Consider the following 25,177-nt stretch of genomic DNA (forward strand, 5'->3'; position numbering starts at 1 on the left):
GTCAGGGGCGCCCCCCCCGGGCCGGGGGGCCCACCTCACCACCGGGGGCGGGGGGGGGCCGGGGGCGCCCCCCCCCCCCCCCGGCGGGGGGGGGGGGGGGGGGCCCGCGACGCGGTTCCGGCGGCCGTCAGGCGCGCCCGGCGATCAGGCCGAGCCGGCCGTCGAAGCGGCGGTAGAGCACCCGGCCCCGGCCGCTGTCCGGGTGTGCGAAGAACAGGAACGGCAGCTCCGCGCCCGCCAGCCGGTCGACGGCCTGGGCCTCCGTCAGCCGGGGTGCGCCGTACGGGCTGAGGGTGATCGGCGAGGTGCGGCGGCCCGCCGGCCCGGCGGGGACGGTCCGGGCGAGGCGGTAGCCGGTCGGCCCGACCCGGTAGACCACGGCGTCGGTCTCGGTCGCCGGATCGGTGAACAGGTGGATGTCGTAGTCCATCGCGTCCATCGTCCGGGCGGCGGCCTCCGGCGAGCACCAGACCAACGAGGGCTCCTTGCGCCGGACCACCCGGAGCTCGGGGACGCCCACGCCGCCCGAGCCGGTGGACGGTGCGGTACGGATGCCCGACCAGGGGCGCGGTGCCCAGGCTCCGGTGACGGCCCGAATCCTGCCGCGCAGCGCCTCGCTCACCCGGTCCAGCGAGTCGGCCAGCCCGGAGGCGGCCTCCTGGACGCGGATCCGCCGGCCGTCGACCTCGGCGTTCACCTGCGCCAGCACGCCCCCGGCCACGGCCGCGAACCGGACCCGCAGGGCCTCGACCAGCGTCCCCACCCCCGGAGCCGCCGCCGCGGCGGCCACCCGGGCCCGCGCCTCGGCCAGGACCTCGCCGGTCAGCCCCTCGAACGCCCTCACCGTGACCAACTCGCCCATTCCAGGCCCTTCCACTCCCAGTCGGCGCATACCGGCGACCAGGATCCCGGGCCACCCGACCACGCGGCCAGGGCCCAACGGCCCCACCTCGGTGGGCCGCCCGGACCAGCCGCGGGCCGGGGGAGCCGGATCAGTACAGCTGGGTGCGCAGCCAGCCCTTGACCTCCGGGGTGACGGGGTCGGTGACGTCGGCGAACTCCTCGTGCTTCAGCAGGAACTTGGCGACGTACGGGCAGATCGGCACGATCCGCTTCCCGGCCGCGCGCACGTCCGTCAGCGCCTCCTGGACCAGGTGCGAGGCGAGGCCCCGGCCGGCGAAGGCCTCGTCGATCTCCGTGTGGTAGAAGACGCGCTGCTCCTCGTGGTCCCGGTACTCGGTGAAGCCGGCGAGCTCGCCGTCGACGGAGATCTCGTACCGGTTCCGGTCGTCCGCCCGTTCGACGGCGATGGTGCTGGGAGTGGACACGGGGTGGCCTTTCGGTCGCGGGGCGTGCCGCAGGAGCGGTGAATGGCTCCTTCGGCACCGTTCAGCGGGAATCCTGCCAGGTCACCGGGCCTCGGGCCATCCCGGCCCGAGGCCGCCCGGCCGGTGTTACGGAGCGCCCTGGCCGGTGTATGCGGAGCGCCCCGGCCGGGCAGCCGCCCACCTGCCGGGGGACCGGAGGTGACGGCCATGGACGGGCCCGGGCTCTCCAACAGGAGCTGAGGCTCCTGTTGGAGATCGAGGACGACCTGCGGGCGGACGAACGGCTCGACCGCGCGATGCGCACCATGCGGCGCCGGCCCGGGCCACTGCTGGACCGGGCCCTGGGCGTCGCCGCGCGGGTGCCGTCCGCCGTGCCGGCGGTGTTGCTGGCGCTGTCGGCCGGCCTGCTGCTGGTCGGCGCCGACGCGCACTCAGCCGCCGTGCTGTTGGGCTTCGCCCTGGTCTGGGCGCTGCCCTTCGTCCTCGCGGTGGCCCGACAGGTCGCCCGCCGCAGGGGGCTGCGCCCGTGAGCGGCCGGGTCCGCCCCGGGAGCGCAGCTCGGTGAGCACCGACCAGCCGACCGCCACCACCGGCACCGCCACCACCGCGCCCAGGACCCCGGCCAGCACGGCGCCGCCGGCCACCGAGACGGCGATGACCACCGGGTGGATGCGGACGGACCAGCTGAGCACCAGCGGATGCAGCAGGTGGCCCTCGATCTGGCCGATGACCACGATCAGCGCGAGCACCAGCAGCGCGATCAACGGGCCGCGGGCGGCGAGCGCGACCACGGCGGCGATCGCCAGCGCGATCGGGGAGCCGATCAGCGGGACGAGGGTCGCCGCGAACTCCAGCACCATCAGGGGCAGGACCAGCGGAACCCCCAGGATCGCCAGCGCGATGCCCACGAGCACGGCGTTGGAGGCCGCCACGATCAGCACCCCCCGGGTGTAGCCCGCGAAGGTGTGCCAGGCGGCGCGACCGGCGCGGCCGCACGCCGACCGGCTGCGGGGCGGCAGCTGCTCCTGCGCCCAGGACCACATCCGGTCACCGGAGTGCACGAAGAACACCGAGCAGAACACCGCGAGCGCCAGCCCGGTGACCAGCTCGACGACCCGGCCGGCGCCGCTGAGCGCGGTGCTGAGCAGGGCGGAGCGGTGGGCCGAGATGAAGTCGCCGATCTTCGAGCGCAGATCGGTGACGGTGCCGGGGCGCAGGTGGAAGGGGGCGCCGGTGAGCCAGTGGTCGATCCGGGAGAGGCCGCCGCGCAGCTCGTTGCCCAACCGGGTCCATTCGTCGACGACCGTCGTACCGACCAGCGCCAGCACCCCGCCGACGAGCGCGACGGTGCCGAGGAAGGAGAGCAGGACGGCCAGTGGGCGCGGCGTCACCCGGGCCAGCAGGTCGACCGGCGGGCGCAGCACGGAGGTGATGACCAGTGCCACGAACACGGCGATGACCGGCAGCTGGAGGCGGGCGAGGACGTAGACGACCAGGTAGGCGGCGAGTCCGAGCAGCGCCAGCCGCCAGGTGTACCCGGCCGTCGTCCGCAGCCCGGAGGGGACGCGGTCGGACGGGCCGGGGCCCGCCGCCTTCGGTCGGCTCCGGCCGGCGGACACCCGGGGACGGCGGCTGCCCAGCGGGGCGGGCCGCCGGTCGGGTCCGGCGCCGTTGTCTCCCACGGGCGGTCTCCCCTCGGGCTCGGCCGGGTTTCCTTTCAGTCACGATGACCCATGCCGCGACGGTTCGCTCTGCGGCGCGACCCGATCCGCCCATCCGGTCACCGGGATTCCCGGCATCCCGTGTGTGAAATCGCCGGACCGGGGTATACGCATCGATCGGCATCGGTCTCCCCGGGCGGACCAAGGTCCTCCGTGTACAAGCGGTTGGACGTAGGGAGAATCGATGACACAGGGTGGGAGAGAAGGAGGCCGAGATGAGAAGCCTCACGCGCCGCTACGCGGTGACGCTCCCCGGCCCGATCGGCGGGCACGCCCCCCTGAGTGTGGTCGTCGTGCACGAGACGCAGACCGTGGGGCCCGACGGGGGCCTGGTCTGGGAAAGCGCGGACGGCGGCCTCCGCGTCGAGATCACCGGCGGGGTGGCCACCGTCCTGGCTGCCTCCCGGACCGGCAGCCGGCACCCGTGCCTGACGGCGGTGCCGCTGCCCTGAGCACGCGGTGAACCTGAGCATGCGGTGAAGGAAGCAGGCGACGAGGCGGGCGTCGCGAGGGGGTCATCGCGCGCTGGCTGCCAGGGCCTCGCGCACGGTGACCAGGCAGGGGTCGCAGTACCGGTCCGGCCCGGCGGCCGAACCGGTGCCGTCGGCTGCCGGGACGACGCGCTGGGAGGGTTCCAGGAACCGTCCGCAGAGCGAGGACGACGCGTCGTCCTTCGCCACCACGTGCCACACCACGGCGGGCGGGGTCACCGCCGGGTCATGTTCGGCCCACATCTCGTACACGGCGTTACCTCCGGATCGCTGGGGGCTCGGTGAGTCCATGCAAACCCGGGGTCTGCCGAACGGCCACCGGGCCAGACCCGGTGGGATGATTGTGGGCCGGAAGCGGTTAGGACGCGCGGCCACCCGATCTGCCCGGGAACCCAAGGCACCGAGGGCACGGGCGGCCGGGCGGTGCGGTGGTGCGGGCTCCGAGGTCCGGCGCGGTCAGGTGTCCGGTGCGGCGGTGCTGATGTCGGCGAGCGTGGAGCCCAGGCTCTCCGCCCCCACCTCCCGGTCCGTCGCGAGGTCGCCGAGCGAGACGACGCCCACCGCCCGGCCGTCCTCGAGCACCGGGAGCCGGCGCAGGGCGTGGCGTCGCATCAGGTCCACGGCGTGCCCGACGTCGTCGTCCGGGCCGACGCCGACGAGCTCGGAGCTGCACACGTCACCGGCCCGGGTGCTGTCCGGGTCCCTGCCCGCGGCCAGGACCCGCACCACCAGGTCGCGGTCGGTCACCAGCCCGCACACCTGGTCGTCGTCGCCCGCCACCAGGACGTCGCCGATCGCGGCGTCGCGCATCCAGCGGGCCGTGTCACGCACCGAGGCGAGCCGGGGGACGGTGACCGGGGCGGGGGTCATGATCTCCTTGATCTTCCGGGGCATGGTGCCCTCCTCGGCGCTGGGACGGGGTCTCCTGCGGGGCCGCGCCTGCCCGTCGCGGCGGGTCGGAACCCTGCGCTCAGGAAACCCCGACCCGGGAAAACCCCGGCCGGGAAAACCCCAGGCCCGGGAAAACCCCAGATCCGGGAAAACCCCAGATCCGGGGAAAGCCGCACCCGGTCACCTCCGCCGGTCGGCATCCGGCCGCGCCGCACTGCCGAGCCCTGACCTCGCACCCGGGGCACCGCCCCGGTCGCGGCCCTGCCCGGCGGCCAGGCGGCGCCTGATCACCACCAGGTCGAGCCCGGCGAGGCCGGCGAACCCGCCGCACAGGGCGGCGAAGAAGGCGTAGGTGCCCTGGTTGGGCACGGGGCCCGGGGCGGCCAGTGCGGCCAGTACGGCGAAGGCCACCGCCCCGGCGGCGAACAGCACCAGGAAGATCCGGGACAGCAGCCGCCGCAGCTCCAGGTCGGAGCGGGCGGTCACCGGCTCGGTGCCCGGGCGCACCGTCTTCTGGGGGCGGAGTTGTGGCGTCGTCCGGCCGGGGCCCTGTGAGGTGTGCGGGAAGTCGTGGCGCTCGCCGCTCGGGCGGTGCGCCCCTTTCCCGTGCTGCTTGCCTGGTCTGCGCTGTACGGCCATGACGGCCCCCGAACGGAGTCAGCCGGTTGTGTTCCGTCAGCGCGCCTACCCGGGCCCGGCGTCGGCACACGCGGATGGGCGCCCAGTCGCGCCGGCACACGTCGGTGGGCGCTCAGCCGCGCCGGTCGCGCCGATCGCGCGGGTCGAGCCGCAGCCGGACCGCCAGCTGGGGCCCCTGCCGCTCGCGGCCCTCCTCGCGCGTCCCGCAGAGGGCGGTGAGTGCGCGCAGCACCCGCTCGACGTCCTCGGGACCGCCGAGCAGGTCGGCGGCGAGCCCGCCGGACAGCGCGACCGGCGGCCCCGGCGAGCCCGCCCGGTGGGCGTCGAAGGACTGGGAGAGGCTCGCCGGCGGGCTCGGCCCGGGGGTGGTGGGGGTGCGGTGGATCCGGGGTTCGGCGACCACCCTGACGCCCTCCGAGGTCACCGTGGGGGGATCCTCCCAGGCGTTGCCGATCAGGGTCCGGCCGCGCCCGGTGTGGGTCGGGAAGGCGGCCTCCAGCGCGTCGAGCACCGCCTCGGCCGCGTCCTGGGGGCCCTCGCCGAGCCGTACCAGCACGTGTCCGGCCGCCAGGGGCAGTCCCATCGCAGCCACCTCCTCCGCCCCGGCGGCACTCGCCGGCGGGTGTCCTCCCCTTCCGTTCTACGGCCGGTCCTTGGGGGCGCGCACTCCGGGCGCACCGGCCGGGATGGGGGCGCCGCCCCGGCGTCGTCCGTCGGATTCGGCCGCTGGTCAGCGGGGCGGGGCCCAGCCGGTGATCGACCGGTCGTGCGGCGGGCGCCGCGGGGGGGGCGAGTTCATGACCGCCTGACCGTTCCTGCGCGGTGCGGACACCGCCGCGCCCCGTAGGGGTCCGGCGGTTCCGTTCTCAGCCGAGCAGGGTGGCCTCGACCCCGGCGAGCACCGCCGCCAGGCCCTGTTCGAAGCCCTCGTCGAAGTCCTGGAACATCACCCGGCCCGACTCGGCGGCCAGCGGGTGGGCGGCCAGGCGCTCGGCGCGGGCGTCCACGTCGTAGCCCTCCTCGCCGTCGAAGGGGTTGGGGCCCATCGCCTGCTCCTCGATGACGTAGCCGATGGTGTAGCTGTAGGCGGTCTGCCAGGCCCGGGCGGCGGCGGCCGGGGTGAAGCCGACCTCGACCAGCACGCGCAGCGAGGCGTCCAGGCCCGCCGCGTAACTCGTGTCGGTGAACCGGGCGCCGCTGTAGACCTTCGCGCCGTCGCGGTAGCGCAGCAGCTCGGCGCGCAGGGTGCGCATGGTCGTCAGGCAGGCCTCCCGCCAGTCGCCCCGCGGGCCTTCCCCCACCCGGCTCGTCATCCGGCGCATCATCTCCGTCGCCATCTCGTCCAGCAGCGCCTGCTTGTCCTTGAAGTGCCAGTACAGCGCGGGCGCCTTGACGTCGAGCCGGGCGGCGATGGCGCGCAGCGTCAGGCCGTCCAGACCGGCCTCGTTCAAGAGGTCCAGGGCGGCGTCGACGACCTGGCCGCGGTCGAGCTTGGGGGTTCTCTGCGTTCTCTGCGAGGTCACGGTTGACAGCTTAACGCTGTTAAGTGCAGGCTGTCGGCAACGGCTACTTAACAACGTTAAGGAGGTTGCCGTGACTTCTCGCGGCATGCACACGGACGTCCTGGTCATCGGCGCCGGCCCCACCGGACTCGCCCTGGCGGTGGACCTCGCCCGGCACGGCGTCACCGCCTTGCCGGCCGAGCGAGGCACGGAACTCTTCCCCGGCTCGCGCGGCAAGGGCCTGCAGCCGCGCACCCTGGAGGTGCTCGACGACCTCGGCGTGCTCGACCGGGTCCGCGCGCTGGCCGGCCCCTACCCGCCCACCCTGTTCTGGCAGGACGGAGAACCGCAGGGCGAGCAGTCGATGTACGACCCGACCGAGCCCTCCGAGGCCGAGCCGTACACCGAGACGCTGATGCTGCCCCAGTGGCGCACCCAGCAGGTGCTGTACGGGCGGCTGCGCGAGCTGGGCGGCGAGGTCGCGTTCGGGCGCGAGCTGGTCGGCCTGGCGCAGGACGAGGAGGGCGTGACCGCCGAGTTCGCCACCGGCGGCCCGGTCCGGGCGCGGTACCTCGTCGCGGCGGACGGCGGGCGCTCGACGGTGCGGCGGCTGCTCGGCATCGGGATGACCGGCGAGACCGTCGACCCCGCCCCGATGCTGGTCGCGGACGTCCGGGTCGACGGGCTGGGCCGCGACCACTGGCACGTGTTCCCGGCCGAGGAGGGACTGCTGGCGATCTGCCCGCTCGGCGGCACCGAGGACTTCCAGCTGGTCGCCGGGTTCCCCGAGGGGACGGTCGTCGACCACACCCTCGACGGGCTGCGCGAGCTGGTCGCGGCCCGCTCCCACCTGACCGCCGAGCAGGTCACCGAAGTGCGCTGGATCTCCGAGTTCCGCCCGCGCGCGGCGCTCGCCGACCGCTTCCGCGCAGGCCGGGTGTTCCTCGCGGGCGACGCCGCCCACGTCCACTCGCCGGCCGGCGGGCAGGGGCTGAACACCAGCGTCCAGGACGCCTACAACCTGGGCTGGAAGCTGGCCGCGGTGCTGGCCGGCCGAGCGGGCGGGGAACTGCTGGACACCTACCAGGAGGAACGCCGCGCCAACGCGGCGCAGATGTTGGCGCTGTCCACCCGGGTGCACCGCGGCGAGCAGCGCCGCGGCCGGGCGACCCAGCAACTCGGCGTCGGCTACCGGGAGTCCGCGCTCTCCGTGGAGACCCGACCGGTCCTCCCGGCGGACGCGCTGCGGGCCGGCGACCGCGCGCCGGACGGCCGTCGGGGCGGAACCCGGCTGTTCGACGCCTTCCGCGGGCCGCACTGGACGCTGCTCACCGTCGGCACGGACGCCCCGCTGCCCGCCCTCACCGCCCCGGTGGTCCGCATCCCGGCCTACGAGGCGTACGGCACCGGCGTGTTCCTGGTCCGGCCGGACGGGTACGTCGGCTGGGCCGGCGCGACGGCGGACGGCCTCGCGGCCTACGCGGGCCGACAGGGACTGCTCGCCCCCTGAGCGGGCGCCCGGCCGGGGGCGGACCGGGCGGCCACCAGGGCTGCCGGGTACGGCAGTCGCTCAGTCCGGCGGCTCGTGCCGGCCCGGGTCGTGGGCCGGTTCGGTGATCTCGAACTCGGGGCCGTCCCGGGGCCCCTTCTCCTCCTCGTGCGCGGGCGGTGGCGAGCCCTCGCCGGTCATCCGGGACTCGGGGGTCTCGACCGGAACCGGAGGGTCCCGCGGGACGGGTGCGTGCTGGTCGCTCATGGCGTCCGCCTCCTCGCGTCGACGGGAGTCCCACAGCGGGCCCGGTGCGGCGTCTGCCCGGGCCGCGGGCTTCCATGCGCCGGGCCCGCCGACCCGCCGACCCACCGGTCCGGTCCGGCGGCTCCTCTACGCGCCGGACTCGGCGGCGGTCCTCGGATCGTGCAGTCAGCCCTCGAGGCCCTGGCGGAGGATCCCGGTGGCGGCGGGGACGTTCGCGTCGACCTGGGGGCCGGTGTGGGTCTCCTCGGTGCGCACCAGGACACCGCCGGGCAGCTCGGTGAAGTTCCACACGTGCACGCCGTCGATCCGCAGCCCGGTCGCGACGCCGGGCCGGTCCAGCGGAGGCGGGAGCCCGGCCGCAGCTGCCGGACGGTGGAGGTGATCTCCAGGGCGGGGGGCATGAGCGGCCCCGCGCTCTACCGCTACTTCGCCGGCCGTGACGAGCTGATCACCGAACGCGTCCGGGACGCGCACCGCAGCCTCGCCGACACCCTCGCCACGGCCGCCGCCGAGGGCGCCGACCTGGCCGGGCTCCCCCACGCCCTGCGCGGCTGCGCCCTGGCCGATCCCCAGCGGTACTTCCTGGTCTACGGCACCCCCGTGCCCGGCTACCACGCGCCCGAGGACACCACCGCGATCGCCGACGAGGTGATGCGGACGCTGGTCGACGCCTGCGCTGCGCTCGCCCCGACCGGGCCGCGGGCCCCGGACGTCCAGGATGCGGCGTTCACCACCCACCTGCCGGGCCACCGGGACTGGGCCGGCGAGGAACCGGCGCCGCCCGAGGTGCTGCACCGCTTCCCGGTCTTCTGGACCCGCCTGCACGGGGTGCTGTCACTGGAGCTCGCCGGGCACTTCACCGGCACGGGCTTCCGCCCCGCGCTGCTCTTCGAAGCCGAACTGGACGGCCTGCTGGCGCCTGGGTTCTGACGGCCGCCGCGGGCCCGGCCGGGCCGCTCGCCGGCGCCGGGCAGGGGCGGCGCCGTCAGGCCTGCCCGGGGTGCGGCTGCGGAGGCGGTGCCGGATCGGGGTCCGGAATCGGCTCCGGCGGCGGGAAGGGCGGGATCGGCGGCGGCGCCGGATCGGGCCCGCCCGGCCCCGGCGTCGGGTCGGGGCCGGGTATCGGCCGGGTGTCCGGATCGGGGGGCATCGGGACGGTCATCGGGGCACCTCCTCGGGTGGCACGCGCCGCTCAGCGGCCGAGCGCGCGGGCCGGCCGGCGCTTGTTCGTCTTCGAGCGGCGTTCGGGTCGTCGCGCAGCCGCGTGTACCCGCCGCAGCCGTCGCGAATCCGACCGAGGCCCTCCGGAGGCCCGCCCGGGGACCGCCGACCGGCCCGCCCCGCGGCCGCCGAGGTCGGCACGCGCGGGGCGACGGGGCGTGTACGGCCGGTCGTGCTCCGGTTCGGACGGGTGTGCCGGGTGTGGCGCGTTCGCCGCACCGTCACTCCGGGTAGTGGAAGGGCTGCACGATGGTGACGGAGGGGGTGGGGTCAGGGAGTCGCGATGACGGAACACGAGCAGCTCGGCGCGCCCGCCGGCCCGGAAGGACACCCCACCCGGCCCGAACGGGTGCCGCCTCAGGCCCCCGCGCCCGGACGGCGCGAGCCGGGAGCCCGTCCGGGCCCCGAGGGTGACACCGCCGCGGCACCCTGGCCCGACATGATGCTGCCGCTGCTGCGCACCCCGACGGCCGACCGGCGGCCCGCGCCGGAGGGCGCCGGCGCGGATCCGCCGGCGGGTGTCGAGCCGGCTCAGGTGCTGGACCTCGCGCTGCTGGTCGGCGAGCTGCTGCTGGCCAGCGGCGAGGCGGCGGAAGACGTCGAGGCCGCCATGCTGGCCGTCGCCCACGCCTACCGGCTCCACCCGTGCGACCCGCAGGTCACCTTCACCCGGGTGGCGATCTCGTACCAGCCCGGGCCGTCGGAGCCCTCGCTGACGGCCGAGTGCTCCGTCCGCCGCCCGTCCGTCGACTACGCACGGCTGGCCGCCGTGTTCCGGCTGGTCACCGGGATCGCCGTGGGCGGGATGACCGTCCCCGAGGCGCACCGACAGCTGCTGGCGGCCCGCCGGAACAGCCGCCGCTACTCCGGGCGGCTGTTCGTGCTCTCCTGCGGGGGGATGGCCGGGGCCGCCACCCTGCTGATCGGCGGCCGGGCCGACGCCCGGGCCTGGCTGGTGTTCGCCAGCGCCGTCGTCGCCGCGCTGACGGGCGAGCGGTGCTCGGCGCTGGTGGCACGCCACGACCTCCCGGCGTTCTACCAGTTCGTGGTGGCGGCGGTGCCCGCCGCCGTGATCGGCATCCTGCTCTCGTTCAACGGGCTGCACCTGCGCGGTTCGGTGGTGATCACCGGAGGGCTGTACGCGCTGCTGCCCGGGTGGCCCATGGTGGCCGCGGCCCAGGACGGCCTGGCGGGCTTCTACCTCACCGCCGCCGCCCGGCTGCTCGAGGCGCTGTACCTGATGGCCGGCGTGGTCATCGGGGTGATGACGGTGCTCTACGTCGGCGTCAACAACGGCGCCGACCTCGCCGCCCAGGACGTCCCGCCCGGGGCGGTGAACCCGCCGCTGCAGCTCGCCGCCGCGGTGCTGCTCACCCTGGCGTTCGCCGTCCTGCTGAACACCGAGCCGGCCACGCTGCCGGCGGTCCTGCTGAACAGCGCGGCCGGCTGGACCACGTACGGGGTGCTGGTGAACGCGGGCGGCCAGCCGATCCTGGCCACCGGCCTGGCCGCCGGGCTGGTGGGCCTCTCCGGCCAGCTCATGGCGCGCTGCCGGGGCAGCTCGGCGCTGCCGCACATCACCGCGGCACTGGGCCCGCTGTTGCCGGGCTCGGTGCTGTACTTCGGGATGCTCTCCTTCGTCCGGGGCGAGCCCGAGGCCGGGCTGAGCCTCATCGGCCGGGCCGGTGCGATGGCGATGGCCCTCGCCATCGGCGTCAACCTGGGCCGCGAGCTGGCCCGGCTCTTCCTGCCCGCACCCCGGGTGGCCGCGCCGCCCCGCCGCCGGGGCGGCCGCCACCGGCGCTGAGGGGAGTGGCCGCTCGGTTTGCCCGAGCCGTACCGCGGTACACGCGTGTGTGGAGACGGGCCGGGCGAGACCGGTCCGGTTCCCGGGGACGGCCCGACCGGATCGAGCCGACGAGGACCGCCCCCGTCACCAGCCACTCGTCAACCCGGGAGACCCTCGTGATTATCCTCGGCGTCATCCTGCTTATCGTCGGTTTCGTCACCGGCATCTCGATCCTCTGGACGATCGGCATCGTGCTGGTCGCCATCGGTCTGATCCTGTGGGTCGCCGGGGCGCTCGGACACGCCGTCGGTGGCCGCCGCCACTACTACTGACCGGGGCTGACCGCTGTTCAGCGCCGGGTGCCGTTCAGGGCCGTGAGCCCCGGGTTCCGCCCCTCTCAGGGGCGGTCCTCGTGCAGTCCGCAGAGCCAGGCCAGTGCCCGGTGGACGCCGAGCACGTAGCTGTGGTCCGAGCCCTGGGCGCGGACCCGGTGGAGGTGCACGGCGGCGGCCTGGCACTCGGCCAGCAGCTGGGCGTGGCACGGGCCGGTGGCGCCGTCGGTGGCCGCGGCCGTGGCGGCGGCGGTGACCGGCGCCGCGATCTGGGCGCCGGCGGCCCACCGGTAGGCGCCGAGCACGCCGTGCTCGAAGCCGCTCCAGGGCCGGGGTCGCCGGTTGACCTTGTCGATCGCGGCGAACACCTCGTCCACCGGGCGCACTCCCACGGGCGGGACCGTCTCGTCACTGGTCATGTCGGCAACCTACGTCCGGCCGCCGGTACCCGCCCCCGGGGAGGACGGCCCGGTGCGGCGCCGCCGTCGCGCGCCACCCGAGCGGCCGAGGGGGAGGCACCCACCGCCGCCGGGCCGCGGGCCCGGGAAGGGTAGGCTGACCAGGGCGTGTCCGGCCGGAGAGGTGGCCGGGCCGGAGGAACGGTGCGGGCCCGCGGCCTGCTGGTGGAGACCCCTGATGACTCGTCGTTTTGACTGCTCGAACCCGTCCGAGCGCGCGGCCGGGCTGCGCGAGGCCGTGGCCGCGGTGCGCCGCGGTGAGCTCGTGGTGCTGCCCACGGACACCGTGTACGGAGTCGGCGCTGACGCCTTCGCACCGGAGGCGGTCGACCGCCTGCTGCGGGCCAAGGGCCGGGGGCGGAACATGCCCTCGCCGGTGCTGGTCGGCTCCCCGGAGGCGCTGGACGGGCTGGTCGAGGTGACGGAGCGCGCGCGGGAGCTGGTCAAGGAGTTCTGGCCGGGCGGGCTGACGGTGGTCGCCCGCCACCTGGCGTCGGTCGAGCTGGACCTCGGCGAGACCGGCGGGACGGTCGCCGTGCGGATGCCCGCGCACCCGGTCGCCATCGAACTGCTCGAAGCCACCGGGCCGTTGGCCGTCTCCAGCGCGAACCTGACCGGGCAGGACTCGCCGCAGGACTGCGACGCCGCCCAGGGCATGCTCGGCGACTCGGTGGCCGTCTACCTCGACGGGGGCCGGACCGCGGCCGCCGTGCCCTCCTCGATCGTGGACATCACCGGCGAGGTGCCGGTCCTGCTGCGGGCGGGTGCGATCGGCGCCGAGCGCCTGCGCGAGGTGGTCCCCGCCCTGCGGGAGCGCTGAGCCCGGCGCGTCCCCGGGGACGGCGGCGCCACCCGGTCGAAGGTACCGCGTGGCGCCCCGGCCGCCGGGGCCGCCGCCGCTAGGGTCGGCGATGGCGTGCGAGGGCGGGCCCTCCGCCGTTCCGGGGAGGGGGTCGGCGCCGCGACCGGGGGCGTCACCGGCTCCGTAGCGGAGGTTCCATGAGCGCTTCGTCCACTGCGCCGCCCCGTGCGCAGGATCGCACCCGGGCCCGGGTCCGGCAGGGCAGCACGCTGTTGCGCTGGCTGTTCACCACGGATCACAAGGTCATCGGGAACCTCTACCTGGTGACGGCCTTCGGCTTCTTCCTGGTCGGGGGCGTGCTCGCGCTGCTGATGCGGGCCCAGCTGATGGGGCCGGACACCGGGCTGCTGTCGAACGAGCAGTACAACCAGCTGTTCACCATGCACGGCACGATCATGCTGCTGCTGTTCGCCACCCCGACCTTCGCCGGGTTCGCCAACGCGATCATGCCCCTGCAGATCGGCTCGCCGGACGTCGCCTTCCCCCGGCTGAACGCCTTCACCTACTGGGCCTTCCTGCTGGGCGGGCTGATGGTGCTGAGCGGCTTCCTCACCACCCAGGGCGCGGCCTCCTTCGGCTGGTTCGCGTACGCGCCGCTGAACGGTCCGCTGTTCTCGCCCGGGGCGGGCGGTGACCTGTGGGCGTTCGGACTGGTGGTGGCCGGCCTCGGCACCATCCTGGGCTCGGTCAACTTCATCACCACCATCACCTGCCTGCGGGCGCCGGGCATGACGCTGTTCCGGATGCCGATCTTCACCTGGAACGTGCTGTTCACCTCCGTCATGGTGCTGCTGGCCTTCCCGGTGCTGACCGCCGCGCTGCTCTGCCTGGAGGCGGACCGCAAGTTCGGCGCCCACGCCTTCGACGCGGCGAACGGCGGGGCGCTGCTGTGGCAGCACCTGTTCTGGTTCTTCGGCCACCCGGAGGTGTACATCGTCGCGATCCCGTTCTTCGGCATCGTCACCGAGATCATCCCGGTGTTCAGCCGCAAGCCGGTGTTCGGCTACTACGGGATGATCGGCGCGACCATCGCCATCACCGCGCTGTCCATGTCGGTGTGGGCGCACCACATGTTCGCCACCGGCCAGGTGCTGCTGCCGTTCTTCTCGATGATGTCCTTCCTGATCGCGGTGCCCACCGGGGTGAAGTTCTTCAACTGGGTGGGGACGATGTGGAACGGCTCGCTGTCCTTCGAGACCCCGATGCTCTGGTCGATCGGTTTCATGGTGACCTTCCTGTTCGGCGGGCTGAGCGGGGTGCTGCTGGCCGCGCCGCCGATCGACTTCCACGTCACCGACAGCTACTTCGTGGTGGCCCACCTGCACTACGTGCTGTTCGGCACGGTCGTCTTCGCCACCTTCGGGGGCTTCTACTTCTGGTGGCCGAAGATCACCGGGAAGCTGCTCGACGAGAGGCTGGGCAAGATCCACTTCTGGATCCTGTTCACGGGGTTCCAGACCACCTTCCTGGTGATGCACTGGCTCGGCGCCCAGGGGATGCCGCGCCGCTACGCGAGCTACCTGCCGGTGGACGACTTCACCGCGCTGAACGTCTGCGCCTCGATCGGCTCGTTCCTGCTCGGGGTCTCCAACCTGCCGTTCTTCTACAACGTCTGGCGGACCACCAGGTACGGCGAGAAAGTCGCCGAGGACGACCCGTGGGGCTGGGGCCGGTCGCTGGAGTGGGCCACCTCCTGCCCACCGCCGTCGCACAACTTCCACGCGCTGCCCCGGATCCGCTCCGAGTCGCCGGCCTTCGACCTGCACCATCCGGAGGTGCCGCCGGAGGAGGCCCCGGGCGGCGGCTCCGGCGTGCCGCAGGGCCGCAGCGGCGAGCGGGGGAGCGGACGGTGAAGGCGGAGGGGTGGCTGTTCACCGTCATGACGGTGTTCTTCGCGGTGACCGGACTGGTCTACGGCTTCTGGGCCCGGGAGCCGGCCGGCAAGGCGATCCTGACGGTGGCGTTCCTGATGTCCGGCCTGGTCGCGCTGTTCTGGTTCGTCCAGCACCAGCGGCTGGGCGGCGGCCGGGCGCAGGACCGCAAGGAGGCCGAGATCGCGGAGACCGCCGGGCCGGTGGGGTTCTTCCCGGCCCGCAGCGGTTACCCGGTGCTCGCGGCGGTCGGCGTGACGGTCTTCGCCCTGGGGCTGGTCTTCGCCCGGTGGCTGATCGTCGTCGGCGCCCTGGTGCTCGCGCTCGCCGTCGCCGGCTTCATCTTCCAGTACCGCGACCACGGCGCGGGCTGAGCCGGCGCAGCAGCCGTCGCAACGGGCCGCCCGGGGCGGGCCCGGGCGCGCGGACGGCCGGGGGAGCGGGGTGGGCCGGGGCGGTGAGGACGGCCGTCATCCGCTCCGACTCCAGCTCCGTGGAGGGGAGTTCGACCCGGTCGCGGTGGAACCAGGAGCTCGCCGCGGCCCGTACCCGCTGGTGCCGCGGCGCCCCCTCGGCGGCGGTGACCGGCTCCTCCGCGGCGCGCGCCAGCAGCACGTACCGCTCGGCTTCGGGCACCGGGCGGTGGTGGCCGGAGAAGCCTCCGTCGGGCGACTGGTCGATCCGGCCGGTCTCGTCGCCGTCCAGCAGCCGGGCGCGGTCCCTGGCCTGCAGGGCCAGGCAGAGGCGCCGGGTGAGCAGGAAGACCACCGGCGGCAGTACGATCAGCGCCGTGCGCAGCGCCACGGTGAGCGCGTTGACGGAGACCTCGAAGGCGTACGCGATCACGTCGTTGCCGCCGGCGACCAGCAGCACCGCGTAGAAGGTGGTCCCGGCGGTGCCCAGCGCGGTGCGGGTGGGCCGGTTGCGCGGGCGGTCGCACAGGTGGTGCTCGCCGGTGTCGGCGTCGAGCCACCGCTCGACGAAGGGGTAGGCGTACAGCGTCGCGAACAGCAGGGCGGGCACCACCACGGCGGGCAGGAAGACGTTCCAGGACACGGTGTGCCCGAGCACCCTGGTCTCCGCGGCCGGCATCAGCCGCAGCGCCCCCTCGATGAAGCCGATGTACCAGTCCGGCTGCGCACCCGTCCCGACCACGTCGGGGCGGTAGGAGCCGTACCGCCAGATCGGGTTGATCTCGGCGAGGAAGGCCGACAGCGCCATCACACCGCCCACCGCGAACATCAGGCCCACCGTACGGGTGAGGAACTGGGGGAAGAACGGCATCCCCACCACGTTGCGGTTGGTGCGGCCGGGGGCGGCCCAGTGGGTGTGCTTCAGCACCACCACCAGTGTCAGGTGCGCCCCGACGAGGGCCAGGAGCAGGCCGGGGACCAGCAGGACGTGCACGGTGAACAGCCGGGGGATGATCTCGGCCCCGGGGAACTGGCCGCCGAACGCGAACAGGGTGAGGTAGCTGCCGACCAGCGGCACCGAGAGCAGCACGCCCTCGGCGATCCGCAGGCCGGTGCCGGAGAGGGTGTCGTCGGGCAGCGAGTAGCCGGAGAACCCCTCCAGCAGCGCGAGGCTGAACAGTGTCACCCCGATCACCCAGTTGAGCTCGCGCGGGCGGCGGAACGCCCCGGTGAAGAACACCCGCAGCAGGTGCATCCCGATCGCCGAGGTGAACAGCAGCGCCGACCAGTGGTGGACCTGGCGGATCAGCAGTCCGCCCCGCACCTCGAAGCTGATCCGCAGGGTGGACGCGTACGCCTCGGACACCCGTACGCCGCTGAGCGGCAGGTAGGCGCCCTGGTAGACCACCTCGTTCATGCTCGGCCGGAAGAAGAGCGTCAGGTAGACGCCGGTCAGCAGCAGCACCACGAAGCTGTACAGCGCGAGCTCGCCGAGCAGGAAGGACCAGTGGTCCGGGAAGATCTTGCGCAGCAGCTCGCGGCCCGCCTCCGTGACCGGCAGCCGCCCGTCCAGGCGGGCGGTGAGGCGCTCGCCGGTGGACGGCTCGCGCCCGTCCGAAGCCCTGGTTTCGTCCACGGCAGGAACCTAGTGGGCCGCGCGGCGCACGGGGCGGCCGAGTGCTGCGGTTGCCGCGCCGGGCGTCGGCAGAGCACTCCAACGGCGGAACGGGCGCGGTCGTCCGGGCGGTGCGGGCGCGCGGTGCGGGCCGGTCCGGGCGGTCAGTCCGCCGCGAGCAGCCGGGCGAGCGCGGCTTCCACGTCGAGGTGCTCGGACTCCTCGCCGGCCGGCACCAGCAGGAAGGAGTCCGAGAGGAAGGCGCTGACCTCCCCTTCCGGAGCGCTGAGCACGGCCTGCGCGCCGTCGGGCCCCCTCAGGGTGATCAGGACCTCGCCCTCGTGCCCCGGGCTCACCCGGACGTCGCCGCTCCCGACCGGGGCGTGCCGGCCCTCGTTCAACAGCTCGCGGCTGAAGTACCAGCACACCTGGGCCTCGACCGGCACGCACGCGCAGGGCGTCAGCGGGAACGCCAGGCAGGCCGCGTACGGCAGGCTCGGGTCGAACCGCAGCTCCGCGACGACCGGGACGTCGGGCAGCGGACTGTCGGGGAAGGTGACGGGCATCGGGTGGACGGGCATCTGCATCGAACGACCCTCCTGTGGCCGTGAGGCCGGCCCCGGGCGGGCCGGCGACCCGGTCCGGCGCCTACCCGGTGTGCCGCGGCGCAGTCGACGGGCACCGAACTTCCACAACTCGCCCGTGCGCGTGGCCGTCCGGCCGGTTCGGCCAAGGAGTGAAGGAGTGACGCGGGCCGGTCCGCCGGGGCATCATCGCGGGATGACGACGATCAGGACCCGGCGGGGGCGCCTCGGCATACCGGCACTGGCGGCGCTCGCCGTGCCGGCTGCGGGGTGATGATCCCCGACTCCACCCGGGTGGAGGCCTTCAACGGCTACCCGGACCACCGCGGCTGCGACGAGCCGCAGGGCGGCCACTGAAACTACAGCCCTTACGGCGAGCGGAAGTTGACGACGGGCGGCGGAGGCGGTCCGCGTGAGAGGACAGGAGTCGGCAGGGTGCGACCGAGGGACGTCATCGACTGCGGGGCCTTCGCGCTGCGGCGCTGGCAGGGGCAACGGGACTTCACGGCGGCCCGCACGCTGATCGAGGAGTCCCTGGACCACCTGCGCCCCTGGGAGTCGTGGGTGGCCGGGCACGACGAGGAGCACACCCGGGCCCTGCTCGCCAGGTGCGACACCTGGTGGGCGAGCGGCGAGGTGTACACCTACGCCATCACCGAGGACGGCACCCCGGTCGGCATGTGCCAGACCGTCCGCGCGGACCAGCCCGGCGTCCGGCGCGTCGGCTACTGGCTGCACCCGGCCGCCACCGGCCGGGGCCTCGCCACCCGGGCGGTGGCCGCGCTGGCCGAGGAGATGTTCGCCCTGCCGGACGTGGCGTACCTGGAGGTCGTACACGACCGGGCCAACACCGCCAGCGCCGCCGTCCCGCGCCGCCTGGGCTTCACCGAACTCCGGCAGGAGCCGGCGGCACCGCCCGTCGCCCCGGCCGGCAGCGGGACCGCCGTGGTCTGGCGGCTGGACCGCCCGGGGCGCGCCGCCGGCTGACCGGCCCCGCGCAGCGCCGGGGTAGCCGACGCGGACCCCCGCCGCAATGACGACCTCCGACAAGCGCGGGCGGCATCTTCGTGACGGCAGGGCAGCGGCGGCGCCCGCCGGCGCGGATAGGCTCCGGACGACCGACACCATGATCACGATCTCCGGATCGGAGAGGGCGCCAAGCGCGTGAGCAACCAGCAGATCACCCCCAAGCAGCGGGGCTACCTGATCGTCAACTCCCACCCGGCCGGCAGCGAAGCCACCGTCGACCGCCAGTGGCGGCGCATCGAGCCCGCGGCGCCGGCCGGCCGGGCCCCGGTCGCCCTGGTCCTCGGCGCCAGCGCCGGCTACGGCCAGGCGATCCTGCTCGCCGGGCTGCGCCGCCAGGGCATCCGCGGCATCGGCGTCGCCTACGAGGCCGCCGCCACCGAGCGGCGCACCGCCACCGCGGGCTGGTACCGCACCGCCGCGACCTCCGCCCTGGTCGAACGCCACGGGGGCGACTTCACCTTCGTCAACGCCGACGCCTACGCCGACGCCACCCGTGCCGAGGTGATCAAGCTCCTCACAGAGCGCTACGGCCCGGTCGACTACCTCGTCTACTCGCTCGCCTCGCCCCGGCGCACCGACCCGGCCACCGGCGAGGTCCACCACTCGGTGCTCAAGGCGATCGGCGCCCCGTACACCTCGCCGTCCCTGCTCTTCGAGGACGGAGCCCCGCGGATCGGCACCGTCGCCCTCGCCCCGGCCGACGACGCCGAGCGGGCGGCGACCGTCAAGGTGATGGGCGGCGAGGACTGGCAGCTGTGGGTGCGGGCCCTGGCCGAGGCGGACCTGCTCGGCCCCGACTTCACCACCGTGGCGCTGTCCTACGTCGGCTCCGAGCTCACCGCGCCGGTCTACCGGCAGGGCACGATCGGCGCCGCCAAGGAGCACCTGGAGGCCACCGCCGGGCAGCTGCGGACCGGGCTGCTCGCCGACCGGGGCCGGGCGTTCACCGTCGTCGCCGGCGCGGCCGTCACCCAGGCGTCCACCGCCATCCCCTCCATCGCCCTCTACACCTCGCTGCTGCGCAACGTCCTCGGCGAGGACGGCTGGCGCACCACCGACGACCAGGCCGTGGACCTCTGGGAGCAGCTGACCGGCGCGAAGGAGCTCACCCTGGACGAGAAGGGCCGCATCCGCCTGGACGGCTGGGAGCTCGACGCCGCCGTGCAGGAGCGGGTGCGGGAGCTGTGGGCCGACCCGGCGGCCGCGCTGGCCGCCGACCCGACCGGATCGGCCTGGTTCTACAACCAGTTCCGGCAGCTCTACGGCTGGGACGTCCCCGGCGTCGACTACACCGCCGGGGTCGAGACCTCGGTGCCCTGGCCCGAGTAACGCGAAGCGGCCCGCCGCCCCGCCCGGTCGGCGGGCGCACCGCCCCCCGGCCCGGGCCCTCGGGCCGGGGGCGGACAGCCGGCGCTCAGGCCGGTTCGGGCGCCCCGACCGGTTCCGGCGTCCGGACCGGTTCGGGCGGCCACGGGCCGTGCTCCGCCACCTGGGCGCGCAGCCCGCGCAACGCCCGGGCGGAGGCGATCCCCACCGCTCCGCTGACCAGGCCGTCCCGGACGCAGACGGCGGCGAAGCGGTGTTCCGCCAGGCTGCCGTCGACCACCTCGAAGTGCTCGGCGCCGCCGGGCCGGCCGAACACCTGGACCCGCAGCCCGTACTGGTCGGTCCACAGGTACGGGACCGGCCGGTAGGCCTGGCGGGCGCCGTCCGGGCCGGCCAGCAGGTTCCGGGCCGCGTGCACGGCCTGCTCGGAGGCGTTGGTGCGCTGTTCGACGCGCCGGCGCCGGCCGGTGCGCGGGTCGGGCCAGGAGGCGGCGTCCCCGGCCGCCCAGACGCCGGGGCCGGCGGCGCAGTAGGCGTCGCAGACCACGCCGTCGTCCAGCGGGACGCCGCTGCCGGCCAGCCACTCGGTGGCCGGTTCGGACCCGACGGCCATCAGCACGGCGTCGGCCGCCAGTTCGGAGCCGTCGGCCAGCCGGACGCCCGCGGCCCGGCCGCGTCGTTCGAGCAGTGCGGTGGCCACGCCCCGGTGGAGCCGCACCCCGTGCTCGCGGTGCAGGTCGGCCAGCAGCGCGGCCGTCTCGGTGCCCAGGACGGCGGCCAGCGGCGTGGCGGTGGAGGTCAGCCAGGTGACCTCGGCGCCGAGACCGACGGCGGTGGCCGCCGCCTCGGCGCCGAGCAGCCCGCCGCCGACCACCAACAGCCGTACGCCCGGGCGCAGTTCCTCGCGCAGGGCGAGGGCGTCGGCGAGGGTGCGCAGCACGTGCGCCCCGGGCCGCGGCGCGTCGGCGCCGGGCAGCCGGCGCGGGCGGACCCCGGTGGCCAGGATGACGGCGTCGCAGCGCACCGTCCGGCCGTCGGAGAGCCGTACGGTCCGTTCCCGCCGGTCCAGCCGCTCGGCCCTGGCCCCGAGGCGCAGGTCGAGCCTCAGCTCGTCCAGCGCCTCGGGGCCGCGCAGGGCCAGGCGCTCGGGCTGCCACTCGCCGCCGAGCACGTGCTTGGACAACGGCGGCCGGTCGTACGGCGGTTCGGGCTCGGCCCCGATCAGGGTGAGGCGGCCGTCGTAGCCGGACCGGCGCAGCGCCTCGGCGGCGTGCAGCCCGGCCGCGCCCGCGCCGACCACGGCCACCTCCCGCAGTGCGGTCACACCTGCTCCAGCTGGATCGCCGCGGCCGGGCAGACCGCGGCGGCGTCCCGGACGGCCTGGTGGAGCCCGGCGGGCGGCCGGGCGTCGAGCAGGACGACGATGCCGTCCTCGTCGCGCTGGTCGAAGACGTCGGGGGCGGCGAGCACGCAGCTCCCGGCGCCGCAGCACTTTTCCTGGTCGATCCGGACGAGCATGGTCTTCCCTTCGGAACGGGTGCCCCGGTTGCGGTGGACTCCGCGGCGGGGCAGGTGGGTCGGTGCGGTCGTGGCGGCCCCCCGGGGGAGCCCGGTCACCAGGAGACGGGCAGTTCGTGGAGGCCGTAGACGAGCATCTCGCCGCGGAAGGGGACCTCCTCGAACGGTACGGCCAGGCGCAGTTCGGGCAGCCGCCGCAGGACGCTGGTCAGCGCGATCTGCAGCTCCAGCCGGGCCAGCGGCTGTCCCAGGCACTGGTGGACGCCGAAGCCGAAGGCCAGGTGGCGGCGCGCGTCGCGGGTGAGGTCGAGCTCGTCTCCGCCCGGGAACTCCCGCTCGTCCCGGTTGGCGGTGTTGACCATGCAGATCACGCCCTCGCCCGCCGTGATCCGCACGCCGGCCACGTCGACGTCCTCGGTGGCGACCCGGGTCAGGCCGGAGTGCACGATGCTCAGGTAGCGCAGCAGCTCCTCGACCGCGCCGGGCACGGACTCGGGGTGCTTGCGCAGGTGGTCGAGCTGGTCGGGGTTGCGCAGCAGGGCGAGCACGGAGAGCGAGGTCATGTTCGCCGTCGTCTCGTGTCCGGCGACGAGCAGCAGCCGGCCCATGCCGGCGATCTCCTCGGTGCTCAGCTCGCCGCGCTCCACCAGGCGGCTGAGGATGCTGTCGTCGGGCCGGGCGCGCTTGGCCTCGGTGAGCTCGACCAGGTAGGCGCCCAGCTCGGCCTGAGCGGTGGAGACCTCCTCGGCGGTGGAGGCGCGGCGCAGCAGGACGCGGCTGCAGCCCTGGAAGAAGTCGTGGTCCTGGTAGGGGACGCCGAGCAGCAGGCAGATGACCAGCGAGGGCAGCGGCAGCGCGAACTCCCGGACCAGGTCGGCGCTGGTGCGTCCGTCGGTCATCCGGTCCAGCAGCTCGTCGGCGATCCGCTGGATCTCGGGGCGCAGCGCCTCGACCTTCCTGACCATGAACTCGCCGGTCAGCATCCGGCGGAAGTGGGCGTGCTCGGGGTCGTCCATCCGGATGATGGTGGGCCGGCCGGTGTTCAGCTGCCGGGCGCCTTCGCTGACGAAGGGGAAGCCGGGGCGGGTGGAGTCGGCGCTGAACCGGGGGTCGGAGAGGACCGCCTTGATGTCCTCGTGGCGCGTGACCAGCCAGCTGGTGGAGCCGTCCCACAGGGTGACGCGGCTGACCGGCTCCTCCCGACGGGCCTCGTCGTAGGCGGGCGGCGGGGCGAACGGGCAGGCGCCGCGGGCGGCGGGGTGGGTGAACCGCGGGGTCTTCTCGGCGGTGGCCATCGGTGAATCCCCTTCCGGGAGTTGAGTCGGGTCCATATTTACGTGCCCAAAGCAACTAACTGAACGTCACGCTAACTCGCGTTCCGTGGTGGCGAAAGGGGCGCGCGGACGCCGGCCGAAACTGTCCGAAATCCGGCCGTGGCTCCCCGTTGCTGCCACGGCCGTCCCGGATCGCTAAGGTTCCCCCATGTCGGACGAAGAAGACGCCGAGGACGGTCGGACCGCCGCCACCGAACCGGGGGGCCTGGACGGACTGGAGGACGTCCTGGACACCCTGGCCTACCTGCTGACGCGCTCACAGGAGCACGAGCGCCGGATGGCGAGAGCCGGTGTCACGGCCGCGCGCTCGGACGTCTACCTGCTGCGCGCGCTCGTCGAGACCGACGGGCCCAGCCGGGTGAGCGACCTCGCCGCCCGGCTGATGGTCAAGTCCTCCCACGTCACCAGGCAGATCGACCGCCTCCAGGGGCAGCGGCTGGTGGAGCGCACCCAGGACACCCAGGACCGACGGGCCCGCAGGGTGGCGATCACGGCCGACGGACGGGAACTGATCGACCGTCTGAAACAGGCCAACCTCGCCTCCCTGGGCAACGTGCTGGACGGGGTTCCCGAGCCGGACGTCGCCGCCACCGTCAGGGTGCTGCGCCACCTGATCGACCGGTACGTGCACCGGGTGCGCATCGGCCTCACCGAGGACGACCCGCTCCCGGACCGGGCGGACGCCGGCGCCCCCCGGCCGGCGGCCCGGCTCGGCACCGCCGCGTACGACGGCGGTTGAGCCGGGGGAGCACCCGGGTACGTCACCCGGCATGTCGGACGAGAAGAACCGCGCCGTGGCCGAGGCGATCCTCCCGCTGGTCGGTGGCGCCGCCAACATCCGCTCGGTCGCCCACTGCATGACCCGGTTACGGCTGGGCCTGGCGGACCGCTCCCTGGTCGACACCGAGGCGCTCCGGGCGCTGCCGGCGGTCCTGGGCACGGTCGAGGACGACACCTACCAGATCGTGCTCGGGCCCGCCGCCGTCGCCGGGGTCACCGCCCAGCTGAACCGACTCCTGGAGCGCCCCGGCGCACCGGCCGGGGCGGGCGGAGCGGTCGGAGCGGTCGGAGCGGCCCGGGCGGGCGCACGGGAGCGACCGGGGCCCGCCCCCACCGCCGAGGAACTCGCCGCTCGCGGCGAGCGCATCCGGACACGGGCCCGGGTGCGCAACGCGACCCCGGTGAAGCTGGCGCTGCGCCGGATCGCGAACATCTTCGTCCCGCTGATCCCCGCCCTGATCGGATGCGGGATCGTCGCCGGCCTCTCCGGGGCCCTCGCCAACCTCGGCTGGGCGCCGGCGCTGGTCACCGCCCTCGGACCGGTCTCCGCCGGATTCATGTCCCTGATCGCCGTCTTCGTCGGCTACAACACGGCGAAGGAGTTCGGCGGGACACCCGTGCTCGGCGGAGCCGTGGCCGCCGTGATCGTCTACGCCGGGGTCGCCAAGGTGGAGGCCTTCGGCCACCACCTCACCCCCGGGCAGGGCGGCGTGGTCGGCGCGCTCGGCGCCGCGCTGCTCGCGGTGCACCTGGAGCGCTGGACCCGCCGGCTGGTGCCCGCCGCCCTGGACGTCCTGGTCACCCCCACCGTCACCGTCCTGCTCGGCGGGCTGGCCGCGCTGTTCGGTCTGATGTTCGTCGCCGGGGAGGTCTCCACCGCCATCGGCCACGGCGCCACCTGGCTGCTCGCCCACGGCGGGCTGCTCGCCGGGCTCGTGCTCGGCGGCCTCTTCCTGCCGCTGGTCATGCTCGGCCTGCACCAGGCGCTGATCCCGATCCACACCACCCTGATCCAGCAGCAGGGCTCCACCGTCCTGCTGCCGATCCTCGCCATGGCCGGTGCCGGGCAGGTCGGCTGCGCCGTGGCCGTCTACCTGAGGCTGCGCCACAACGCCTCGCTGCGGGCCACGATCAGGTCCGCGCTCCCGGCGGGCCTGCTCGGTGTCGGCGAGCCCCTGGTCTACGGCGTCACCCTGCCGCTGGGGCGCCCCTTCGTCACCGCCTGCGTCGGCGGCGCGGCCGGTGGCGCCTTCGTCGGGGTGGCCGGCCAGCTCGGCGGCGCCGTCGGCTCCACCGCCATCGGCCCCTCCGGCTGGGCCCTCTTCCCGCTGCTGGCCGGTCCGCACGGACTGCTCGCGGCCGCCGCCGTCTACGGTGGCGGGCTGCTGACCGGCTACCTGGTGGGCTTCCTGGCCACCTACTTCTTCGGCTTCACCCGCGAGACCCTCGCCGAGTACGACTCCGCCACCGGCGCGGACGGGAGCCCGGAAGCGGACCGGGCCGCCGCCGAGCGGGTCGGCGACGGCCGGGGCAGGTGAGGCCGGGGGAGCGGTGCGGGCGGTCAGGTCGCCAGGAAGCGTTCCCGGTGCACCTGCTCGGGCGGACCCCGGCCGAGGCGGCGGCGTGCAGCTCACCCTCGCCCAGCCGGTCACCCACGCGGCTTGACTCGGTCATGGAAACTCCAGGACTCGGGGTGCCGTCCGGGCGAGGCGGCGGG

The 25,177-nt window shown here is 74.9% G+C and carries 27 protein-coding genes and 2 pseudogenes; 13 read left to right on the plus strand and 16 right to left on the minus strand.

Going from position 1 to position 25,177, the window contains the following annotated elements; genetic code table 11:
• Nucleotides 1-127 precede the first annotated feature (127 nt).
• Both ACWDBB_RS20020 and ACWDBB_RS20025 read right to left on the minus strand, forming a co-directional pair.
• Nucleotides 128-862, minus strand: a complete 735-nt coding sequence (locus ACWDBB_RS20020; protein ID WP_449790877.1) for a sigma 54 modulation/S30EA ribosomal C-terminal domain-containing protein — start codon at nt 860-862, stop codon at nt 128-130.
• Nucleotides 863-992: 130 nt separating this feature from the next.
• On the minus strand, nt 993-1,328 hold the full coding sequence (locus tag ACWDBB_RS20025) for a GNAT family N-acetyltransferase (RefSeq protein ID WP_449790878.1): 336 nt from the start codon (nt 1,326-1,328) through the stop codon (nt 993-995).
• Between the two features lie 248 nt (nt 1,329-1,576).
• Here ACWDBB_RS20025 and ACWDBB_RS20030 point away from each other — a divergent pair, with 248 nt between their 5' ends.
• Nucleotides 1,577-1,858, plus strand: coding sequence for a DUF3040 domain-containing protein (locus tag ACWDBB_RS20030; RefSeq protein ID WP_449790879.1), 282 nt, complete (start codon nt 1,577-1,579; stop codon nt 1,856-1,858).
• Here the strand turns inward: ACWDBB_RS20030 and ACWDBB_RS20035 are convergent.
• Nucleotides 1,760-3,010 carry an AI-2E family transporter gene (locus ACWDBB_RS20035; protein ID WP_449790880.1) on the minus strand — a complete coding sequence of 417 codons (1,251 nt, stop codon included), beginning with the start codon at nt 3,008-3,010 and terminating at the stop codon, nt 1,760-1,762. The genes ACWDBB_RS20030 and ACWDBB_RS20035 overlap by 99 nt on opposite strands.
• Nucleotides 3,011-3,264: 254 nt before the next feature.
• Between ACWDBB_RS20035 and ACWDBB_RS20040 the strand changes: the two genes are divergently transcribed.
• Entirely contained in the window at nt 3,265-3,501 is a 237-nt protein-coding gene (locus ACWDBB_RS20040; RefSeq protein WP_449790881.1) for a DUF6296 family protein, read from the plus strand.
• A 63-nt stretch (nt 3,502-3,564) separates the two neighbouring features.
• Here ACWDBB_RS20040 and ACWDBB_RS20045 read toward each other — a convergent pair whose 3' ends face one another.
• The 5 genes from ACWDBB_RS20045 to ACWDBB_RS20065 all read right to left on the minus strand — a co-directional run bounded on the left by ACWDBB_RS20045 (nt 3,565) and on the right by ACWDBB_RS20065 (nt 6,593).
• The gene (locus ACWDBB_RS20045; protein WP_449790882.1) at nt 3,565-3,792 is read right to left on the minus strand and encodes a hypothetical protein; all 228 of its coding nucleotides are present in this window, start codon (nt 3,790-3,792) and stop codon (nt 3,565-3,567) included.
• A gap of 204 nt (nt 3,793-3,996) precedes the next feature.
• A complete protein-coding gene (locus tag ACWDBB_RS20050; protein ID WP_449790883.1) occupies nt 3,997-4,434 on the minus strand; it encodes a CBS domain-containing protein in 438 nt (145 codons plus the stop codon).
• Between the two features lie 177 nt (nt 4,435-4,611).
• The gene (locus ACWDBB_RS20055; RefSeq protein WP_449790884.1) at nt 4,612-5,070 is read right to left on the minus strand and encodes a DUF6343 family protein; all 459 of its coding nucleotides are present in this window, start codon (nt 5,068-5,070) and stop codon (nt 4,612-4,614) included.
• A 112-nt stretch (nt 5,071-5,182) separates the two neighbouring features.
• The gene (locus tag ACWDBB_RS20060; protein ID WP_449790885.1) at nt 5,183-5,653 is read right to left on the minus strand and encodes a hypothetical protein; all 471 of its coding nucleotides are present in this window, start codon (nt 5,651-5,653) and stop codon (nt 5,183-5,185) included.
• 283 nt (nt 5,654-5,936) lie between these two features.
• Complete coding sequence (locus tag ACWDBB_RS20065; protein WP_449790886.1) at nt 5,937-6,593, minus strand: TetR/AcrR family transcriptional regulator C-terminal domain-containing protein; 657 nt, start codon at nt 6,591-6,593, stop codon at nt 5,937-5,939.
• Nucleotides 6,594-6,678: 85 nt separating this feature from the next.
• Here ACWDBB_RS20065 and ACWDBB_RS20070 point away from each other — a divergent pair, with 85 nt between their 5' ends.
• Complete coding sequence (locus ACWDBB_RS20070) at nt 6,679-8,082, plus strand: FAD-dependent monooxygenase (protein ID WP_449790970.1); 1,404 nt, start codon at nt 6,679-6,681, stop codon at nt 8,080-8,082.
• 60 nt (nt 8,083-8,142) lie between these two features.
• Here the strand turns inward: ACWDBB_RS20070 and ACWDBB_RS20075 are convergent, their stop codons facing one another.
• Nucleotides 8,143-8,328, minus strand: a complete 186-nt coding sequence (locus tag ACWDBB_RS20075) for a hypothetical protein (protein WP_449790887.1) — start codon at nt 8,326-8,328, stop codon at nt 8,143-8,145.
• A gap of 165 nt (nt 8,329-8,493) precedes the next feature.
• A pseudogene (locus ACWDBB_RS20080) lies at nt 8,494-8,720 on the minus strand (SRPBCC family protein); the annotation flags it as partial.
• Between ACWDBB_RS20080 and ACWDBB_RS20085 the strand changes: the two are divergent.
• From ACWDBB_RS20085 to ACWDBB_RS20095, 3 genes and pseudogenes are all read left to right on the plus strand, one after another.
• Nucleotides 8,719-9,258: pseudogene (locus ACWDBB_RS20085) on the plus strand (TetR-like C-terminal domain-containing protein); the annotation flags it as partial. The pseudogenes ACWDBB_RS20080 and ACWDBB_RS20085 overlap by 2 nt on opposite strands.
• Before the next feature lie 574 nt (nt 9,259-9,832).
• Nucleotides 9,833-11,356: a threonine/serine exporter family protein gene (locus ACWDBB_RS20090; RefSeq protein ID WP_449790888.1), complete on the plus strand. Its 1,524-nt coding sequence runs from the start codon at nt 9,833-9,835 to the stop codon at nt 11,354-11,356.
• A gap of 158 nt (nt 11,357-11,514) precedes the next feature.
• Nucleotides 11,515-11,670, plus strand: a complete 156-nt coding sequence (locus ACWDBB_RS20095) for a DUF6131 family protein (protein ID WP_449790889.1) — start codon at nt 11,515-11,517, stop codon at nt 11,668-11,670.
• A gap of 65 nt (nt 11,671-11,735) precedes the next feature.
• On the opposite strand, the gene ACWDBB_RS20100 is transcribed toward ACWDBB_RS20095, so the two are convergent.
• Nucleotides 11,736-12,089, minus strand: a complete 354-nt coding sequence (locus ACWDBB_RS20100; RefSeq protein WP_449790890.1) for a hypothetical protein — start codon at nt 12,087-12,089, stop codon at nt 11,736-11,738.
• Nucleotides 12,090-12,306: 217 nt separating this feature from the next.
• On the opposite strand from ACWDBB_RS20100, the gene ACWDBB_RS20105 reads away from it, so the two are divergent.
• From ACWDBB_RS20105 to ctaF, 3 genes are all read left to right on the plus strand, one after another.
• Entirely contained in the window at nt 12,307-12,948 is a 642-nt protein-coding gene (locus ACWDBB_RS20105; RefSeq protein WP_449790891.1) for an L-threonylcarbamoyladenylate synthase, read from the plus strand.
• Between the two features lie 179 nt (nt 12,949-13,127).
• Complete coding sequence (gene ctaD, locus ACWDBB_RS20110; RefSeq protein ID WP_449790892.1) at nt 13,128-14,843, plus strand: aa3-type cytochrome oxidase subunit I; 1,716 nt, start codon at nt 13,128-13,130, stop codon at nt 14,841-14,843.
• Nucleotides 14,840-15,235, plus strand: a complete 396-nt coding sequence (gene ctaF, locus ACWDBB_RS20115; protein WP_449790893.1) for an aa3-type cytochrome oxidase subunit IV — start codon at nt 14,840-14,842, stop codon at nt 15,233-15,235. The genes ctaD and ctaF overlap by 4 nt, the downstream gene beginning before the upstream one ends.
• On the opposite strand, the gene qcrB is transcribed toward ctaF, so the two are convergent.
• Both qcrB and ACWDBB_RS20125 read right to left on the minus strand, forming a co-directional pair.
• Nucleotides 15,201-16,910, minus strand: a complete 1,710-nt coding sequence (qcrB, locus tag ACWDBB_RS20120) for a cytochrome bc1 complex cytochrome b subunit (RefSeq protein WP_449790894.1) — start codon at nt 16,908-16,910, stop codon at nt 15,201-15,203. The genes ctaF and qcrB overlap by 35 nt on opposite strands.
• Before the next feature lie 143 nt (nt 16,911-17,053).
• Nucleotides 17,054-17,476: an SsgA family sporulation/cell division regulator gene (locus ACWDBB_RS20125; protein WP_449790895.1), complete on the minus strand. Its 423-nt coding sequence runs from the start codon at nt 17,474-17,476 to the stop codon at nt 17,054-17,056.
• A 432-nt stretch (nt 17,477-17,908) separates the two neighbouring features.
• Here ACWDBB_RS20125 and ACWDBB_RS20130 point away from each other — a divergent pair, with 432 nt between their 5' ends.
• The gene (locus tag ACWDBB_RS20130; protein WP_449790896.1) at nt 17,909-18,460 is read left to right on the plus strand and encodes a GNAT family N-acetyltransferase; all 552 of its coding nucleotides are present in this window, start codon (nt 17,909-17,911) and stop codon (nt 18,458-18,460) included.
• A gap of 177 nt (nt 18,461-18,637) precedes the next feature.
• Nucleotides 18,638-19,831: an enoyl-[acyl-carrier-protein] reductase FabV gene (locus ACWDBB_RS20135; RefSeq protein ID WP_449790897.1), complete on the plus strand. Its 1,194-nt coding sequence runs from the start codon at nt 18,638-18,640 to the stop codon at nt 19,829-19,831.
• 85 nt (nt 19,832-19,916) lie between these two features.
• Here ACWDBB_RS20135 and ACWDBB_RS20140 read toward each other — a convergent pair whose 3' ends face one another.
• From ACWDBB_RS20140 to ACWDBB_RS20150, 3 genes are all read right to left on the minus strand, one after another.
• Nucleotides 19,917-21,152, minus strand: coding sequence for an NAD(P)/FAD-dependent oxidoreductase (locus ACWDBB_RS20140; RefSeq protein ID WP_449790898.1), 1,236 nt, complete (start codon nt 21,150-21,152; stop codon nt 19,917-19,919).
• Complete coding sequence (locus ACWDBB_RS20145) at nt 21,149-21,346, minus strand: ferredoxin (RefSeq protein ID WP_449790899.1); 198 nt, start codon at nt 21,344-21,346, stop codon at nt 21,149-21,151. The genes ACWDBB_RS20140 and ACWDBB_RS20145 overlap by 4 nt, the downstream gene beginning before the upstream one ends.
• Before the next feature lie 95 nt (nt 21,347-21,441).
• A complete protein-coding gene (locus ACWDBB_RS20150; protein ID WP_449790900.1) occupies nt 21,442-22,641 on the minus strand; it encodes a cytochrome P450 in 1,200 nt (399 codons plus the stop codon).
• Nucleotides 22,642-22,828: 187 nt separating this feature from the next.
• Between ACWDBB_RS20150 and ACWDBB_RS20155 the strand changes: the two genes are divergently transcribed.
• Both ACWDBB_RS20155 and ACWDBB_RS20160 read left to right on the plus strand, forming a co-directional pair.
• Entirely contained in the window at nt 22,829-23,419 is a 591-nt protein-coding gene (locus ACWDBB_RS20155) for a MarR family winged helix-turn-helix transcriptional regulator (RefSeq protein ID WP_449790901.1), read from the plus strand.
• 31 nt (nt 23,420-23,450) lie between these two features.
• Complete coding sequence (locus tag ACWDBB_RS20160) at nt 23,451-24,998, plus strand: PTS transporter subunit EIIC (protein ID WP_449790902.1); 1,548 nt, start codon at nt 23,451-23,453, stop codon at nt 24,996-24,998.
• Nucleotides 24,999-25,177 lie beyond the last annotated feature (179 nt).

This window comes from Kitasatospora sp. NPDC001095 (assembly GCF_053598615.1).